At 43.7% G+C, this 19,073-nt stretch carries 12 protein-coding genes; 2 read left to right on the top strand and 10 right to left on the bottom strand.

All coding sequences use genetic code 11. The features are described from left to right. Positions 1–216: 216 nt before the first annotated feature. Together MHI42_RS29795 and MHI42_RS29790 are read left to right on the top strand one after the other, a co-directional pair. Positions 217–930 carry a LytTR family DNA-binding domain-containing protein gene (locus MHI42_RS29795; protein ID WP_342421496.1) on the top strand — a complete coding sequence of 238 codons (714 nt, stop codon included), beginning with the start codon at positions 217–219 and terminating at the stop codon, positions 928–930. Further along, on the top strand, positions 927–2,258 hold the full coding sequence (locus tag MHI42_RS29790) for an ATP-binding protein (protein ID WP_342421495.1): 1,332 nt from the start codon (positions 927–929) through the stop codon (positions 2,256–2,258). The genes MHI42_RS29795 and MHI42_RS29790 overlap by 4 nt, the downstream gene beginning before the upstream one ends. Positions 2,259–2,555: 297 nt before the next feature. Here MHI42_RS29790 and MHI42_RS29785 read toward each other — a convergent pair whose 3' ends face one another. From MHI42_RS29785 to MHI42_RS29740, 10 genes are all read right to left on the bottom strand, one after another. After that, the gene (locus MHI42_RS29785; RefSeq protein ID WP_042141469.1) at positions 2,556–3,899 is read right to left on the bottom strand and encodes a GH1 family beta-glucosidase; all 1,344 of its coding nucleotides are present in this window, start codon (positions 3,897–3,899) and stop codon (positions 2,556–2,558) included. 5 nt (positions 3,900–3,904) lie between these two features. Continuing rightward, positions 3,905–5,482, bottom strand: coding sequence for a glycoside hydrolase family 43 protein (locus MHI42_RS29780; RefSeq protein ID WP_042139071.1), 1,578 nt, complete (start codon positions 5,480–5,482; stop codon positions 3,905–3,907). A gap of 33 nt (positions 5,483–5,515) precedes the next feature. Further along, entirely contained in the window at positions 5,516–8,179 is a 2,664-nt protein-coding gene (locus MHI42_RS29775) for a glycosylhydrolase-like jelly roll fold domain-containing protein (RefSeq protein WP_042139072.1), read from the bottom strand. Positions 8,180–8,291: 112 nt separating this feature from the next. Then, a complete protein-coding gene (locus tag MHI42_RS29770) occupies positions 8,292–9,872 on the bottom strand; it encodes an ABC transporter substrate-binding protein (RefSeq protein ID WP_342421494.1) in 1,581 nt (526 codons plus the stop codon). Positions 9,873–9,933: 61 nt separating this feature from the next. Further along, positions 9,934–10,803 (bottom strand): carbohydrate ABC transporter permease, encoded by an 870-nt coding sequence (locus MHI42_RS29765; protein ID WP_042139075.1) that lies wholly within the window; start codon positions 10,801–10,803, stop codon positions 9,934–9,936. A gap of 2 nt (positions 10,804–10,805) precedes the next feature. Further along, entirely contained in the window at positions 10,806–11,711 is a 906-nt protein-coding gene (locus MHI42_RS29760) for an ABC transporter permease subunit (RefSeq protein WP_042139076.1), read from the bottom strand. Between the two features lie 155 nt (positions 11,712–11,866). Next, positions 11,867–13,615, bottom strand: coding sequence for a family 43 glycosylhydrolase (locus tag MHI42_RS29755; protein ID WP_342421493.1), 1,749 nt, complete (start codon positions 13,613–13,615; stop codon positions 11,867–11,869). 126 nt (positions 13,616–13,741) lie between these two features. After that, positions 13,742–15,334, bottom strand: a complete 1,593-nt coding sequence (locus MHI42_RS29750; protein WP_042139078.1) for an ABC transporter substrate-binding protein — start codon at positions 15,332–15,334, stop codon at positions 13,742–13,744. A gap of 301 nt (positions 15,335–15,635) precedes the next feature. Next, positions 15,636–17,219, bottom strand: a complete 1,584-nt coding sequence (locus MHI42_RS29745) for a helix-turn-helix domain-containing protein (RefSeq protein ID WP_042139079.1) — start codon at positions 17,217–17,219, stop codon at positions 15,636–15,638. Continuing rightward, positions 17,216–19,066: a histidine kinase gene (locus tag MHI42_RS29740; protein WP_342421492.1), complete on the bottom strand. Its 1,851-nt coding sequence runs from the start codon at positions 19,064–19,066 to the stop codon at positions 17,216–17,218. The genes MHI42_RS29745 and MHI42_RS29740 overlap by 4 nt, the downstream gene beginning before the upstream one ends. Positions 19,067–19,073: the final 7 nt, after the last annotated feature.

Genomic DNA, 19,073 nt, shown 5'->3' with positions numbered 1-19,073 from the left:
TACGCTTTCTAAAGCGCATGATTATTGTATAAGATCACGTTTGTCTTGTGTGGCTTTTAGCATAGGCTCATATAATTCAAGCAAATTCAGTAAGGTGGATTTTAGTTTATGCGGTATTTTTTTAGTCTGCGAGATACCAGAGTTATCTTATTGACAAAAGAGAAAACGCTTCCTATAGTAAAAAAGACCCTAGATCAACAACTGGAGAGATGAAAGATGATAATCACAATCGCCATTGTGGAAGATGATATTAATCAGGCCCGTTTGTTGGAAAGTCATCTGACAAGCTTTGGCATTGAAAAAGGAGTTTCTTTCAACATCATGCATTTCCAGCATGCTGTTGCACTGCTGGAAAATTACACTGCCAATTTTGATATTATATTTATGGATATTCAGTTACCTTATATGAACGGAATGGATGCTGCCCGAAGCATCAGAGCCCTTGATAAGGAGGTTATCCTAATTTTCATTACTAATCTCACCCAATATGCGATTCATGGCTATGAAGTGGAAGCGCTTGATTATATCGTAAAGCCCGTTGAATATTATGATTTCGCATTGAAAATGTCCCGTGCCATCCGCAGAATTGATGAGAAGCCTGGACATGATATGTTAATAGCAACAGACAAGGGCATACGAAAAATATCGCCCAAAAGCATCCGGTATATTGAGACAGAAGGACACCACGTCATTTACCACACCGCAGAAGGTGACTTACGGCAGTATGCCACAATCTCATCGATTGAGGAGAAACTGCAGGAATATGATTTTTACAGATGTAACAATTGTTATTTAGTTAATCTGGCCTATGTACAAAGAATTCAGGGTTATACTGTTGTGCTGGATGGTGTAGATTTGCGGATCAGTCAGCCGAGGAAAAAAGCGTTTGTGGAAAAACTAATGTTATATGTAAGAAAGAAAAACTCATGAGTGAACTCATCAATAATTTATTAGGTGTCTACTCTAAACAGTTTATTATTCGTTCAGCCACTCTGATTGAGTTTGTATTTTGTGTGTTTCTACTAACACTGCCTTTTCAAAAGAAAAACGACTTTGGTATTAGATTCAGTATCATCACTCCATTCACCTTGCCGCTTATTTTTTTGATGTCGGTAATTAATTCGCTCTATCCCCAACTGTTTTCCAGTATGACGAATATTTTCATGTATTTATTTGTTTTGACCGCTCTATACCTTCTTTACCGGGAAACCTTTACTGAGCTGTTGCTGTGTCTTTGCGGCGCAGTAGCGATCCAGGTGATTGTTGGGCGTTTATACGAAATTTTGATTATCATATTAGACAAAAACCCCTATGAAACTCTTTCGTTTTTTCAAGAAATGGTTCCATTGCGGGATTGGGCATTATACTATTTGATTCATTTTATTTTTTGTTCCTTACTTGCTCTTCTTTTCCGCCGAAAGAGGGTGTATGACCATGACAGGGCTAACAAGCGGTTAATCATTTCTTTTTCGTTAATCTTTATTCTTGTTACAATGATACTTACCTCGGTCAGCCGTACCTTTGAGGGCGAGAACAATGTCCTGGATTTTATCATCCGGACTTTTGCAATTCTGTATGCTTTGCTTACTCTATTACTGCGTACAAGAATACTGGAGACTAGCAAGCTTAAGCAGGATTTATTAATCATGGATGAATTGCTGTATGCGGAGAAAAAGCAGTTTGACAACATGCGCAGTGAAATTGACATTATTAACATGAAAACTCATGACCTGCGTCAGCAGCTGGCAAATATCAGCTACAAGCTGACTAATAAAGAAATTGAATCTTTGAAGGCCGCTATTGAGGTTTACGATACAACCCACAAAACTGGGAGCGATATTCTGGATGTGATTCTCTACAAGAAGCAGCTTTATTGTGAAAAAAATGGGATTAAGATGAGTTGTATGGCAGATGGCCGCTGCTTAACTTTTATCTCCTCTACTCATTTATATTCTCTGCTAAGCAATGCCATAGAAAATGCTTTGGAAGCCGTGCAAGCCGTCAATAATGACAAGAAACGGACAATTTCTATATCAATAGGTAAAGTAAACGGTTTGACCGGAATTCACGTCACCAACTATTTCAATGATGATCTTACAATTAGTGACCATTTGCCGCAAACCAGCAAGAAAGATAAGGACCGCCACGGGTTTGGGATCAAAAGCATGCGCCATATTGCTGAACAATATAACGGAACACTATCATTTCAGACAGAGGATGATATTTTTTATCTTCATATTTATTTTCCGAATTCCTGAACCAATCTTTCTTGAGAGCCTTGTCTGTCATGCTGGACGCGGCGTAACTATGTTTTCTGTTTTCGCAAGCTCCATCTTCACGACTAATGCGATGCTCAAACAGATCAGCTTCACGCAAGCCTTTGGTATTCTGATCGATGTCTTCTTCATCCGGATAACGCTCGTTCCGACCTTCCAAAACATTAAAAAACAGGGTGTGCTGATAAAATTATCTGCACGCCCTGTTTTTATATAGTCCTCAACCCGAAATTCTTAATTTTCATCAACCTTATCCATAATCAATGCTAACTTAAGCTATCAAATGGTCATCCATCTATTTGCTATAACCTTTTTATACCAGAAAAAGCTGTCTTTGGGCGTTCTTTTCAATGTGTTGAAATCCACATGAATCAGGCCGAAACGCCTGCTGTAGCCATCAGCCCACTCAAAATTATCAAGTAAAGACCAAGCGAAATAACCCTTCACAGAAACCCCCGCCTCAATCGCCCGGTTTAACTGAGTTAAATGTTTGCTTAGATATGCAATACGCTTGGTGTCCTGAACCTTTCCCTGGACAGGATTGCCATCATAACATGCTCCGTTCTCGGTGATATAGATTGGAATCGGCCCATAGCGATCTGTAATGTGGACGAGTACCTTGTACAGTCCTTCAGGGTAAATCGGCCAGTTAAAGTCGGTTCTTTCATAGCCTTCATCAATATCCTCAAGATCAAATAATCCATTATCCTTCTGATATCGTCCTAATGAGCCCGTATAATAGTTGATTCCAAGAAAATCGATGGGTTGATTAATATCTTCCATATCCCCATGCTGAATTTCAACCTTCGCTCCCGCGGCCTCAAAAGCTGCGGCCATGAACTCAGGATACTCTCCCTTGAAAAGCGGGTCCATAAACCATTCTACCATCCAGCCTATTCTACGGCGGCATGCATCGACATCCTCCTGCTTAGGACTAAATGGTGTGCGCCAGCTTACATTCGGTGCATAGCCGATTTGCCCGGGAACTCCCAGCTTCCGGAACAGCTTGACGGTCCTGCCGTGGGCGATCATCAGATGATGGGCAACATCAAGCGCACTTTGCAGGTTCTTCTCTCCGGGAGCCAAATCTCCTATGTAGTGGGCTTTGAAAGAGACACACCATGGCTCATTGAAGGTAGTCCAGTATTTAATTTTCCCTTGGAATGACTGGAACATTATCTCGGAGTACTGGGTAAAGGCCTCGATAGTCTCACGATTCTTCCAGCCTCCTATATCCTGTAGTGTCTGCGGAAGATCCCAGTGATATAAGGTACAGAAAGGTTCAATTCCATTCTCAAGTAGCTTGTCCACCAGACGGTGATAGTAGGCAAGTCCTTCCTTGTTAAGCTCTCCCGTACCATTGGGGAAAACTCTGGACCAGGATATTGAGAACCGATAGGTACGAAGCCCGAGCTCCTTCATATAAGCAATATCCTCTTCATAACGGTGATAGCTGTCACAAGCGATATCCCCGTTGTCACCATTACGGATATTCCCGGGAGCATGCGCGTAAGTATCCCAAATTGACTGGCCACGTCCCCCCTCATTCCACGCTCCTTCTATCTGATAAGCTGCCGTGGCTGCTCCCCAATAAAAATCTTCTGGAAACTGTATTATAGACAATCCGATCACTCACTTTCCTTATAAATAAAGTAATCAAAATCAGCATGCTGCCTGTTGCCTCCCAAATCCTGCACACACATTCCTACGAATGTACCGGTAAAACGCAATGGCTCCGAAGCTTCGTCCGAAAGATGCAGAATATTGATCTCCCCGCCAATAGAACACCAACTCCCAGCTTCAATTGCATAGTAGAACTGCAGACTATCCCGATTGACAACAGCCTTTAATCGGACCGGACTGGAATTCGGCAACTGCAGATCAGCCACTAGCAGCTCATCGTACACTCCATGTTTCGATTGGATAATCCCAATCACTCTGCCTTGCTGCTCAAGATGAGTAATCCTTAAGTACACATAATCTTCTGTGTTATAATAAAGGATCAGGCCGCCCATTTGCTGAAAGCTCTCAGGATCAAATTCGATTACCGTCTCCGCTACCATACAAAATGACTGCTGCCGGCGGGCAACCAAACTCTGCCTGTGGCAGGAGCTTAATGATTCCATTCCCTTTAGCCGCAGAAAGCCTTGCCGCTCACTAAGCGAGATCCAACCCTGGTCCGGAGGTATCCGCAGGGTGTTCCACTGGTTACCCAGCATGGGTGCGTCAAAATCATCCCGCTCCAGCTCCGGTTCAAACGGATGAAGCGGCAAGACTGGTGCCTGTACCGTAGCAGAAGGAGAATTTCCTCCCCCTTCCAGACGAAGCCAGCCTTTGTCGTCCCAGTAACATTTCTGTAGAGCTGTTTCCCTGCCCAACGTACAATGATGGCCGTCCGCCGGCCTTGCACATAAGTGGGCCATATACCATTCACCATTTTGAGTTTCAACCAGGGAAGCATGCCCTGCTTTTTGCAGTTCCAGCCCTGCATTACCGCTGCTAGTCAGCATCGGATTGAGCGGATCAACCTCGTACGGTCCGAGAAGCGAAGTGGATCGCGCAACAGTAACGGCATGCTGATAACGGGTTCCGCCTTCCGCCATAACCAGATAGTAATAGCTGTCCCGCTTATATACATGCGGACCTTCCGTAAATCCTATATCTGTTCCAACAAAGATTGTAGTAGCCGAACCAACCAGTCTTTCTTCGGCCTGCGAATATTCCTGAATGACAATGCCGCCGAACTTGTTCTTCCCCTTGCGGAAATCCCACAACATATTGAGCAACCATTTCCGGCCGTCGTCATCATGAAATAAAGACGGGTCGAATCCACTACTGTTCAAATATACCGGTTCCGACCATGGACCTTCTATATCTGCTGCTGTCACCAGATAGTTATGGGTGTCCTTAAAGGCACCTTTATGAGATTTAACATCTGTATAAATTAAATAGAAAAGACCGTTATCATACGTCAGGCAAGGTGCCCAGACACCATCGGAATCCCCGTTCCCCTGCATGTTCAGTTGTGATATCCGGTCCAATGGCCGATTCAGTAATCTCCAATGAGTCAGATCCTTGGAATGATGAATCTGAACTCCCGGGAACCACTCAAAAGTAGAGGTGGCAATATAATAATTGTCTCCTACGCGTACAATAGACGGATCAGGATTGAATCCCCGCAGTATGGGATTAGTAATGGTGTTCATCTAAATACCTCCTCATCAGGTCTAGTTAGTAGCTCAGCTGCCAGTCACCGGTGTAATTGTCACAGGACCAATAAGGCCGCTAGGCTCTTGCTGGGAGAAGGAAGACAAGAAGTCCCGCTGGTCTTTAACAAGCGTATTTGTAACCTCAATCACTAGGCTGTTGGTCCCTTGGCGAATCTGACCAGCTATCTCCAACCGATACGGTGGGCAAAGGTTCATACCTACATGCTCACCATTAATCCATACTTCTGCCGTTTCATAGACTTCTCCTAGTGCAAGCAATGCGCTGTTACAAGAATTGTTCCACTCAAATTCCGTCTCGTAACGGAACGTGCCAGAAAAGCTGGGCAGGTCTCCACGACCGCTCATATTCTTCAATACTGTTAATGTCTCCCACTCCTTGAACTGCGGGTAATGATCTGCATCGGCAATGGAGACTGTCCACTCTTCTTTTAATTCAAAGGTTGAGCCTGTTGCCCTCTGCAGCGGAGCGGCAGGGTAATCTTTTAGGGAAGGGCCATGCAGCAGGACAATCGATTCATACGGATGCAAAACAAGCTCTACAGTTCTTGCACCTGACAGCCCAACTACCTCTAACCTTCTTATCTGATTAAGAAAAGCATTATAAGCATAAACATCTCCTCGAACCGGTAGAACAATCTTCGTGGATATCACCTGATTCGGGCTTTCGTTAAAAAACATAAAAACATCTAAATCATCATGAGTATAATGATAATTCCGGAGATAGGGCTCGTATTGCTGAGCTCTGACCTCATAATAACCGTCTGCAATAAGCCCTTGCGCAAGCTTGCCTAATTCGCAAGTCTTAACATTCGGATGAGCCGATAGTGATGACAGTTCACCGGATACATCTATACCCTCACTCGAGCGTTCCGGGAATCCGTCAACAAAACAGACGGGTAAGCCTTGTTCGGCAAACTGGAGCAGACGCTCTAACATCGCTGCCGGGAGTGCTTCCGCATAAGGTATAATAAGGCAGCTATAATCCTCGCGGTTCACCACTAATTTATGGTCCTTCACACTAGCTGCCTCCAGAAGAACATCAACAGGAATCACTTCACAATCGATTTGATGCTGCATCAAAGCCTTAACCGGCTTATGAAAGTACATCGCGTTCCCTGACCATTCAGCTTCAGCATGATAGACGACGGCCGCAGACGCTACATGTGTCCCCCCTGAAATCAGGTGGCTAATCCGGTTAATGTAACGGTTAAGATAGCCATAATAGCGGTACTGTGGATTCTGTCCGCCTGCATACATATGCGGCGGGCAATCCGGTTCCGGAAAAGCTTTTTGGGTAAACGCATGCGGAACAAAATGGTTTACGCCGCGGACGAGCATGTGATCTGTCAGCCATTTCATCAGCTTTAAGCCTTCTGTCCAGCCATATGCCCCATATACTTCACACATTGTCCGGCCTTGTTTCTTAGGATCAATATGCCCGAGCGACACACCAAGCTTAGCGAGGCCATAGTGGAAGAATTCACTATCCGTCTCTCCCCCCATTGGCTGGCGGAAAGACAATTGATCAAAGCCGGGAACAATTTGCCACAGCACCACATCAAGGCCAGACATATCTTGTCCCCAGAGTGAACGGAAGAAATGTCCGGTGCCCGGTCCAAGTCTTGCATGCACATTGTTGTCTTCAAGAACATGCCCAATGTATTCTACCCCGCGGCCTCTACACCAATCTCCGATTTGATTGCAGAAATTCTCTGCATAAAGCTTGCTGACAATGTTCATATACGTGTAGCGGACAATATGTGATTGTCCCCCCGTATCATGCCAGAGAAGATGCAGTTGCCTGCGGTAATCCTCACCGAGCGCCTGCTCAAGCAAGGCTGGCATTTCACTGCTCCAGGGAAGCGACACCCCTTGTTTTCCTGGTTTCGAATTAAAGTCGAAGGTAGTCTTATCGTTATAAAATCCGGGTTCGTCTGAAAAGAATCCGGCAAAGGTTTTGCCAAAATCTGCTTTATAGCGTTCATAGACAGGCTCATAGACCGTATCCAGCAGAATGCGGACTGAATCCCGGACAAGCGGGTTCAAATAATCTTCCTGCTGCTTGCTGCCGCCATCCTTATTTTCTGAAATAATAAAGATCCGCCAATAACCCTCAGGGATGTCCCAGTAAAGGGTTCCATCATGCTCGAATTCAGTAATGTCTACGCAGTCCCCAACTAATGCTCCATTAGATGGGTCACGGCGGACCGCAACTACTGAGATCAGCTTATTTGTGCCACTGGCGTTGCTGCGCAGGGAGAATGTCGGCCGGAGTCCGGTCATCAGCAAGGTATCGAGCAGCAGCGAAGCACCCTTTGCAGGACCAAGGGTATCAATATAGTGTTCACCCAAAAATTTACGCTGAAGCTCTTCCGGAGCTTCCTTCACCTTGCCTGCCGCATGTCCAGTAGGAAAATGATCGTCATCCAGCAACCATACCTTCATGCCTCGCATTCGGGACTCATCCATGATAATATCCATGTCCTGCCACCACTTTGGTCCGAGAAAATCAGGATGAGGCCGCGCCTCAACACAGATTGCCCCGATCCCCGATTCATGGACACGGGCAATCTCTTCCCGGATTACCAGTTCCTCTTCACCATGCTGCCAGAGAAAAGGAAGAATGTAATTATCCTCATGGCCTTGCAGCACTTCCGTTAAACGCTTGCTCATGTTTACCTCCTGCATAATCTAGTTTTGTCTTATGTGCTCCTTGCAGCAAAGTCCGGATTAGAATTTCCGCCCGGCCTGTAAATGGCCGAGCGGAAATTTATCGCATTTGAGTTTACTGCTGTACTTTGGCGTACCATTCTCTAGCACGTTTCGTAACCTCTTCGCCGCCAGATTTGTTCCAGTTCTCTATAAACTCGTCAAATTTGCTTATCGGATACTGTCCAATTATAATTTTGGCTGCATATTCAGTGTAAAGCGTGCGATTATTAATGTCCGGGAAGCCATCATATACACTGACTGGCATACCATCACCGGCAATGACTTTGGTATATCTCTGAGCCTCCTGCATATTCCGGGTGACCTGATCAATGGCCCACTTAGAATCTTCTGATACCGTGCTATTGAAGAGGTCTATTGTAAGATCCAGTGTCGATATGCTTGTAGCCGGATTCAGAATCTGATTCTGCTGTGTGCTCTTGTCATCTGGAAGCTTAATGGCTTTGCCGTCTTTCATTGTATAGTGCATTCCTTCTACACCAAGGAACAGGTCTTTCCAGTTTTTCTTGTCGTACATATTGTTAAGCAGTTTTAGCGTAGCCATAAGCTTTTCCTCATCCTTGTTATTCTTAACGACCCACAGAGGAGAGGCAAACTTCTTCATCGTATAAAAGCCTTTATAGCCTTCCACCTCAGGTACAGGAAGTACAGAGAACTCTGCCTGCACACCAGTGTTCTTATACAGGTTCTCGAACACCAAATTCCCCTGCTCAACCCAGTGGAAATAAACCCCTACCTTATCCGATTGGATTTTACCTTCCCACTTGTCTTTACTATTTAGAAGCGACTCCTTATCAATCAAGCCTTCCTTATATAGCTTGGCTATGAATTCTAATGCGGCTCTCATGTTTGGTGTAACCGCAGAATATGTCAGCTCACCATTGTAAATATCCCAGTCTGGATAACCCTCGAACATTGCCACGCCATACATAGCAAACAATTGATCCATCCAGCGCACCTGCTCCCGGCCACCGGTTGGAATTTCATCCCTTTGGCCGTTGCCGTTAGGGTCATTATCCCGGAAAGCCTCCAGCACCTTTACATATTCATCCTGAGTCTTTGGCATCTCCAGCCCCAAATTATCGAGCCAATCCTGTCGGATCAGAGCAGCGTATCTGCCGTACTCAACCACATTGGGAATATAATAGATCCCCCCTTGGCCAGTAGGGTCATTTGCCTTTACTACTTTCCAAATATCCTCCGGAATAGCCTCCCACACGTTCGGAGCATATCTAGGCAGCAATTCAGTCAGATTGGCAATCGCTCCGTTCTTAGCGAGACTGTCCTCGAGTCCTTGTTGAGGTACGAACAAATCAGGCATTTCATTAGCAGCGATCTTAAGGTTCAGCTGATTGAGGTAATTGGTCCCTCCATTCCATTCTACATACGGATTAAGAACGCCTACACCCAGCTTTTCCTTATAAAGCTCGTACAGTTTACTGCCTTTGGTAACCGGTTGATAGCCGATGTTGGTACCCCATACCTCAATATCAACAATGTCATCTCCGTTGGAATCCTGGTTCTGGTTAGGAACGTTGGAACCAGCAGAATTGTTAGCATTTCCACTACAAGCGGTTATAGAAGTAAAGGCAAAAACACTTGCTATTAGTAATAAACCAACCCTTTTGAGACTCATATTTCTCCCCCTCAAAAGCTCTTTGTTTCGGATTGCATCCTGATTAGTTTGTGTAAAAGAATCATCCTTTAACAGAACCGATCATGGCTCCCTTAACAAAATACTTCTGCAGGAAAGGATATACTGCAATAATCGGAGCAATTGCAAAGATAACAGTCGCTGCTCTTAAGGTTCGCGTATTATAGTTAAGGTCCATTGTCGATGCGGCACCCGACATGATGACACTATCGTCGGTAATAAATTGGCGGATTTTGATTTGCAGAGGAAACCAGTTTGTATCCTGCAGGAATAATAACGGATGCTGGAACTGATTCCATAGTACCACCCCATAAAACAAAGCAAGGGTAGCCAGTACAGCCTTTGATAGCGGAAGTACGAATTGGAACAACATCCGGAAATATCCACAGCCTTCTAGAAAGGCCGCTTCCTCCAATTCCTTGGAAAATTGCTTAAAAAAGGTTCTCATGATAATCAGATTAAATGGATTCAGAATATGCGGTATAATCAGAACCAGTGGATTATCATAAAGACCGATACCACGCACCGTCAAAAAATAGGGTATTATGGGGGCCTTGAAAATCATTGCGATTACAACAGCCATCATGATGACAGAGCCCCAGCGAAATTCCGGCTTCGACAATGGGTAAGCGAACAGAGCCGTCATTAGAAGTGCCAGCACGGTCCCAATTAAAGTAGTACTTAGCGTCAAAAAGAACGATCTCCATAAATCAGGACGGTCAATAATGTACTTCCATGAGTCAAAAGTAAATTCCTTCGGCCACAATGTGACCAGATTCATGTCTACAGCACTTTTAGAGCTTAAAGAAGTAGCGATTACGGACACAAGCGGTACGAGCGCTATGATAGAGAACAGAATGAGCAGACCTGTAATGATTCCTACGAATGTTTTTTCTCCCTTTGATGCAAGCATATCTACCAGAGCCCCCCATCTGAAATCTTGTTAGACAACTTATTGAAGGTGTAAACCATAATAAATCCAATTACCGATTGAAACAACCCAACTGCAGTTGCGAAACTATACTGTCCCTGCTGAACACCCGTCCGGAACACATAAGTATCCAAAATATCGCCCACATTGTATGTCATCGGAGTCAGTAAATTAAATACCTGATCGAAGCCGAGATCCAAGAAGTTTCCGATATCGAGCAAGAACAGCACAAGCACAGTAGGAAGCAAAATCGGGAATGTAATATGTCGGATCTGTCTGAATCTGGACGCACCATCGATCATTGCTGATTCATAGAGTTGAGGGTCAATTGCACTGATAGCGGCCATGTAGACCACCGTTCCCCAACCCGCATCCTTCCATATGGAGGCCAGCACGTAAATAGGTCTGAAGTATGCACTTTCCTGCATGGCTAGAACAGGCTCAGCACCGAACCATCCAAGAATAATGTTGAACATTCCGCTTAACGAAAAGAAATCGAACAGAATACCGCCCACGATTACCCAAGACAAGAAGTGCGGAATATACAGTGCAGTCTGGACTCCCTTCTTCAATGCGGACTTTCGAATCTCGTTGATCATCATTGCCAATAAAACAGGCACTGGGAAAACGATTACAAGCTTGAAAAATCCCAGCATCAGTGTGTTGCTAAAAACATTGGCGAAATCAGGATGGTGAAGCAGAGTTTTAAAATGTTTGAGACCTACCCAAGGACTATCGATAAATCCCTGGAAAACAGAATAATCTTTGAATGCGATTACAGCACCGGCCAGCGGAATGAATTTGAACACGATGAGAAATATAATCCCTGGAACTGCCATCACATAGAGCGGCCAATATACCTTCATTTGATGAGATGCAATAGATTTCAAAGTTTCCCCCCCAATATTTCGTTGTTGAATTCGTTTACAATATAACTATATATTTTGTAGTTCCATCGCTCAATCGGGCGTTTTTAAGTTCCTACCCGGTCATTTTTAGGATCATAGGACAAAAATACAATCCTATGCCTACTGGTTTTTCTATGCTAGACCGCTTTGTATACTTCTCCTTCGGTAATCCCTTTCTCATTAAATGTATCGACTCTAACATATACCGGTTGACCTTCAATTAGCGCTTTAATCGTTACTTGATTACAGTCGAACAACATATGGCTGTGATATAACTTGTCCGGTGCAAATCCCCAGAGCACATTGTTTCCCACAGTCTCATCCCTATTCCACTTTACTGAAAGGTCCAGCTTGCCCAGCAAATGCGTTTTGATTCCACTTGCCTGCTTCGGCAATACTCCTTTACCAATTCCGAATACTCTGAGTCCGGAAATACAGGCTGGCTGGTTGAACGGCAGTTCCATGACTGTACATTTGATGAATCTGGCTGTTGTCCCTTCCTCCTGCACGATGAGATCATGTGGCAAATCCGTATTTACTGTCGTTTTATCCTTAATTACAAAATATTCACAACCATCCACAGAGCCTTCCAGGAGCCATCTGGTGACATGTTGACGCTCATCTATTAGTCGGTCTCCCTGCAACAATGTTCCAGAAGGAAGGTCTGCATGCATTTGATCATCTGCAAAATTAATTTGTACGGCATACACGCTACATTCATATCCTAGGTCGACTTCAAGCCATTCTCCCGGAGTATTAGAGTGTGCCTTCCACCACGTCTGCACATTTTCGTTCGTCGCCTTAGAAGCTTCTTTTCCTTTCTCCGATGAAGAAGCTCTAGCAGGTTTCCCATAAGAGAGTAACATCCATTGCGGATTGCTCCATGGATTCATCAGAGACTGCACGATGGAGTACGGCCAGTCTCCGTACCGCTGATTGCAGAATAATTCGCCGTCCTGATCAAAACCGGCCGGCCACAGCCCTAACCGTCTTTCGAATATATGGCTCATACTGATTCTCATAGATGAAGCGTGCCAAAGATTCCCGTGATTATCGTTCATTGTTGATCCGTGTCCGGCTCCCGGTATAAACCCGCCCGGCTTGTAAGAGAATGGATTATTGTTCGCCAGTGTGAACGGGCCTAGTGGGTTATCGGATATGTAGACTCCGTCTGAATAAATATTATGCTCCGTTCCTGGGCTGGCATATTGAAGATAGTATTTACCGTTATGCCTCTCCATCCAAGCTCCCTCAATGTACGGATCGTTTCCGACAGAGCCTTTGAATTTTTTTATAATTTCTTCCGAAGCCCCTGGATTGATGCTGGTGAACTTTTGAACGATAGCATCAATCTGTTCTGGTGATCGGAGATTATGATCTTCACCTTTTCTTTCATATCCAATCCTATCGCTGTTGCCATATATAAGTGCTATTGGTTGTTCTATAGGTATCATAGTCTCAGGGTTTAGTTCTACACCATAAATAGGCGTCTGGTTAGAACAGCCCCAGTAAAAATATACTCTACCGTCAACATCCAAGAATAAATTGGGGTCCCAGAAGGGGAACATTCCTTGGATTTCTTCAAAACTGCTGTTGATTGGATCTTTGGTCCTGTAGAAGGAGCAGCTTCTTGATTTATTCGATGCGGAAAAGTAGAGGTACTCCCCGATTACCCGCACATCGGGAGCGTAGTCATAAACCGGCACCCCCTTAAGCGGATGGAGAGTCCAGTCAGTCAGATTGCTGCTTGTAAGAAATCCCGCTGTCATCGACGGAAACAGATAGTATTGTCCATGAAATATCACCAGTGTCGGGTCTGCTGCTTCCCTGAAGGCAACCAAAGTTCCTGCTGTATCAACAAACTGATATTTGTATTCAATATTCAACGGATTACAAATATAAGTCATTTATCTTCACTTCCCTATACTCTGGTATTGGTACCTAAATTCACAAGGTTCATTATAAATCCGCCCGACTAAAATTAAGCCGAGCGGATTCATACGTAAATCCGTTTATTTTTTTACTTTTGCATACCATTCTCTGGCACGCTTAGTAACCTCTTCTCCGCCGGATTTGTTCCATTTCTCTACAAACTCATCAAATTTGCTAATTGGATATTGGCCAAGAATAATTTTGGAAGCATACTCTACATACAGCGTACGGTTGTTTATATCTGGATAGTCGTCATATACACTGGCTGGCATGCCGTCTCCAGCAATGACTTTGGCATATTTTTGGGCCTCTAACATATTTTTGTTAACCTGATCAATTGCCCACATTCTATCTTCTGAAGCTGTACTCTTGTTGAGATCCATCATGAAATCAAGTGTGGATATTTTTGCGTATGGGTCAAGAATCAAATTCTCCTGTGTGCTCTTATCATCCGGGAGTTTGGTTGCTTGACCATCTTTCATCGTATAGTGCATTCCTTCTACACCCAAATACAAATCTTTCCATACCTTTTCATCATACATATTGTTTAGAAGCTTCAGGGTAGCCATCAGCTTTTTCTCATCCTTGTTGTTTTTAACGACCCAGGCTGGAGGAGTGAATCTTTTCCAAGTGTAGAAACCTTCATACCCCTCTACTTTAGGTACAGGCAATACAGTGAATTCAGCCTTTACACCTGTATTCTTATACAAATTTTCCAAAGGTAAATAGCCAGATTCCACCCAGTGGAAGTAATTTCCCACCTTATTGGAATGGATCTTACCGTCCCACTTGTCCTTACTGTTCAGTAGCGACTCTTTGTCTATTAATCCTTCCTGGTAAAGCTTCGAAATGAATTCCAAAGCCGCCTTCATATTTGGACTCACCGCAGAGTAAGTTAGCTCACCGTCATAAATGTCCCAGTCCGGATAACCTTCGAACATTGCTACACCATACATCGCGAACAATTGGTCCATCCATCTTACCTGCTCCCGGCCTCCTGTCGGGATTTCGTCCTTCTGTCCATTACCGTTTGGATCTTTGTCCCGGAATGCCTCCAGCACCTTTACATAATCCTCTTGAGTAGTAGGCATTTGCAGATCCAGCTTGTCGAGCCAATCCTGACGAATCATGCTGGCATATCTTCCGTAGTCTACCACCCCAGGGATATAATATATTTTCCCTTGACCGTTAGGATCGTTCGCCTTAACTATATCCCACATATCTTGCGGTATGGCATTCCACACATTCGGTGCATATTTCGGCAGCAACTCTGTCAAATCGGCAATCGCTCCGTTTTTGGCCAAGCTATCTTCCAAACCTTGCTGTGGAAGGAATAGGTCTGGCATTTCATTAGCAGCAATCTTCATATTCAGCTGATTAAGATAGTTTGTTCCACCATTCCATTCTACATATGGATGAATGACACCTACGCCTAGCTTTTCTTTGTAGAATTCGTACAACTTGCTTCCTTTAGTGATCGGTTTATAACCGATATTGGTACCCCAGACTTCAACGTCGACAATTTCATCTCCTGAAGCGGTCTGATTTTGGCCTTGATTAGGATTAGCAGTTGCGGTTCCCTCGGAATTATTTTTGTTACCACCGCAACCGGTTACAGCAGTAATCGCGAGAGCGCTTGCCGCCAACAATAAACCAATCTTTTTAACTTTCATGTTTTTCCCCCTTAATAACTTTATTGAATCCGCTTACAGTTAAACTATATAACCAGCCAAAGCTACGCTCAATTGGGCATTTTTAAGTTTAAACAAGTCATTTTTAATATCCTGCTTTCTGGCTGAGATATAGATGAGTGCAACCTGAATTCTTTATTCAATCTGGAGTAGACATAAAAAAACGCGCGGTACCGCCGAAACACAGAACTGGATTTCTCAGTTCTTGTTCAATCGCGTACCGCACTAGTTGCTTGCGCATTTCAATGTTTGGTTTGAACTTAGAGCTAAAGGAAGTGATGACTTATCTATTCAGTGTGTTTTTCCTGAAATCTCTGGGTTTGCTGCCTGTTAGCTTTTCGAACATCCTTGAAAAATGCTGTGTATCCGAGTATCCAACCATCTGGCAGATTTCATACACTTTCAAATCTGTATTCTCCAACAACTCTTTTGCTTTATCTATCCGCAGCTGTGTCAAAAAATTCAAATAGTTGTCTCCTGTCTTTCGTTTGAACAACTGACTTAAATAATAGGGGCTGATGAAAAAACGAGCAGCCAAATCTGCCAGGCTGATCTGTTCATTGTAATGTTTGGATACATAAACTTTTATTTCCGAAATGATATCTTTTTTCTGGGATAGATTATGCTCCAACTTAAAATGGATAATTCCCTGGATGACTTGGATCATCCATTCCTCCAAATATTCAAGCGTCTTAAACCGTGAAATGCCTTCCAACGATAATATATGTCGGCCGACCCGTTCATTCTGCTGGAGCTGTTGAAAGGATAATTTTCGGATACTTGACAGAAGTATGTTCAAGCACCACAACTGGAGATCTGCGGGATTCATCCACGGCTCGTCGACCATTCCCCGGAAAATCTCATGGATAATTGCTACACACTCCGCTTCATTCATGTTATCCAGAGCTTCTTCCAGTCTGGATATTGTCTCTTCAGAAACCGCATGGCTATGACCCGTTATTTTAATAATTTCAGTATAGGAGATTACAGCGTCTCCTCCCTTAATGACTTTGTAGCTTAGGGCATTTCGCGCTTCTTCAAAAGACCGGCAGATTCCTGTTGCCCCCTTATTCGTTGTGCTAATACCAACGCTGATAGACAACTGTAGTTCACGTAACACTACCTGTTTCAGGCTTTGAACCGCATGAACCAGTCTACCGTAAGGAATATTACTGTTATGGGCGATGACGATAGCGATTTGCGACCCGAAGTAGCGAAACCGGTACACTTTTTGAAAGTGTGTTAAAGCCAGATCTATCTGATGAAAGAGCGGTTGAAAACCAAGTTCTTTGAGCGCATCGATGCTACCGCCGATTTCAAGCATGAGCGAATTGAACCAGAGGCCTGTTGTAGGAATTTGGGCGCTCCTCAACAGATCTTCCATCAGTTCTGTATTGTCAGTTCCAAGATCGATAATGTCTCGCAAAGTCTCTTCTTGAATGCGGCTATTAATTTCTTGTTTGAGTTCGTTCACACTCTGCAGTCTGATCCTGTCTGCACGGATCGTCTCCATGACCTGATTTACACTGTCACGTAATTCTTCCTCCTCAACTGGCTTGTTAATGTAGAACTGCACTCCCAACTTCATCCCTCTTCTGGCATACTCAAAGTCCGCATACCCGCTTAGTAGGATGAATTTGGTCGGAACATTCTCTTCTTCAAGCATCTTGATCATTTCGAGACCATCAGCCTTGGGCATCCGAATATCCGTTATTACAATATCAGGTCGCAGCCTTTGTATTGTTTCGAAACCCTCTAGCCCGTTAAATGCTGTACCGATAATCTTACAGTCCGGAAGATATCGGCCTATGATCTTTATAAGCCCCTCTACAATGCCTCTCTCATCATCTACTATAACAATTCTCATATCCTATCCCTCCCGTTTCTCGGAATCAATATTTCAATTGTGGTTCCGTCCTTCACTCCGGCAACAATCGTCAGATAATACCGGTCACCATAATGTAGTTTTAAGCGTTCCGCGATATTTTGCAGTCCCAGCCCTTTTTCCGCGGGTTCATTCATATCTTCCAGTTTGTATTTGTGCGATTCCGCCCCGTCCAATAGAGCTTGAAGCTCGGATTGCTTATCAAGGCTCATTCCAGCCCCATTATCCGTAATCCGGAATAACATCTCTCCCCGTTCCGTCCAATGCCCCTCAATCACAATATTCATTCTTTGACTATAGTTTTCAAATCCATGATTGATACTATTTTCAACTATTGGCTGAAATACCAGGGGGATGATACTACATTCAAGCATCTCATCGGGTATTTTAAATTCAATCTTGAATGAATTATCGAACCGAATGTTCTGAAGCTGTAAATAATTCGCGGTATATTCCAGCTCATGTTTAACTGAATGGCGTTTTCCTTCCTTGGCTAATGCCAGACGGAACATGCGCGCCAGAATTTTAATCATGTCCGCAGTCTCGTCATCATCCTTTACCAGTGCCTTCATCCGAATTGATTCCAAGGTATTGTAGAGCATATGGGGATTAATTTGGTTCTGGAGGGCAATAAATTTAGCTTGCCGTTGTTTGATCTCCCCGATGTAAACATCTTCAATTAAAGTACGGATGGTCGTAATCATTTTGTTGTAGCTGTGCACTAAACTTCCAATTTCATCGTGAGCCTGCTCTTTCTCAATAGGGAGATATTGCCCTAATTCCGCCTGCTTCATACTTCTCCGGAGCGCCTTAATAGGCCTTGTAATCGTATAGCTTAAACCAAGTGAAAAGAGGGTTATGATCAGACAGCTCATTAGAATTACGATAACCGTCATGACTTTAATTTGATTAATTTTCTGTAGCAACCTTGAGCGAGGAATTTCAGTTTTGATCGATAACTCACCTTGTAAAGTGCTTCCTAATAACGTAATGTAATCTTTGCTTTCGTTATCCTTGATATAATCGCTTCCTGATTCGAGCACTTGTTTCCAGGACAAACGCCCGCTTGCAGCATCGGAATGGTATACAATTTGTTGTTGGAGATTACTTATAACTACGCTTATACCATACTTGTCACGTGCAAGGATGAATTCATGATCGAGCTGCAGCAATGTAAACGGATCCATGTCAATCAGCAGCATCCCTGCATATGCTCCTTCTGAGCTAAACAGCACCCTTCCTACTGTCACAACTGCCCCATCCCCTTTATCCTCGTAGTAGGAACGATCATGTAATCCAGTAATAAAGAAGGTTTCATTGGAATCACGAAGCTTTTTGTACCACTCCTGAGATAACAATAAGTTCTCGTTCACTTTATTCGTTGAAGTACTATACTGATAGACGCCATCATCTCTAGCAATCAGCATAATGGTTCCCATCTCTGATTTGAGCAAGGCAACCCGCATCAGCAACCGCTGTACAGCAAGCCTTTGATTAACGACCTCACTCAAGGGCAAACTGCTTGATTCACCGAGCTTGTAAATCAACTCATTATCTACCAATACTGACTTTGTGACCTCATCATACTCTTTAATAAATTCATTCAACGTAGTTCTTATTTGTGACGTATACAGCGAAGCAAATTCTTGGGAAGAATCTTCTAAACCCTTTGCTGCTTGCCGAAATATGAACGCGCTTACAAACAAGAGAGGAATTACACATACCAACACATATCCAAGCATTAATTTATTTTGAAATTTTATATTTCTTATTCGCAAAAAAAATTTTCGATAAAAACGACTCCAATTCATACCCAATCCTTCCTTCATTCAAAAG

Origin of the sequence: Paenibacillus sp. FSL E2-0178 (genome assembly GCF_038593005.1) — a bacterium.
Taxonomy (GTDB): Bacteria; Bacillota; Bacilli; order Paenibacillales; family Paenibacillaceae; genus Paenibacillus_AQ; species Paenibacillus_AQ phytohabitans.
This window is presented reverse-complemented; position numbering and strand designations above follow the sequence as displayed.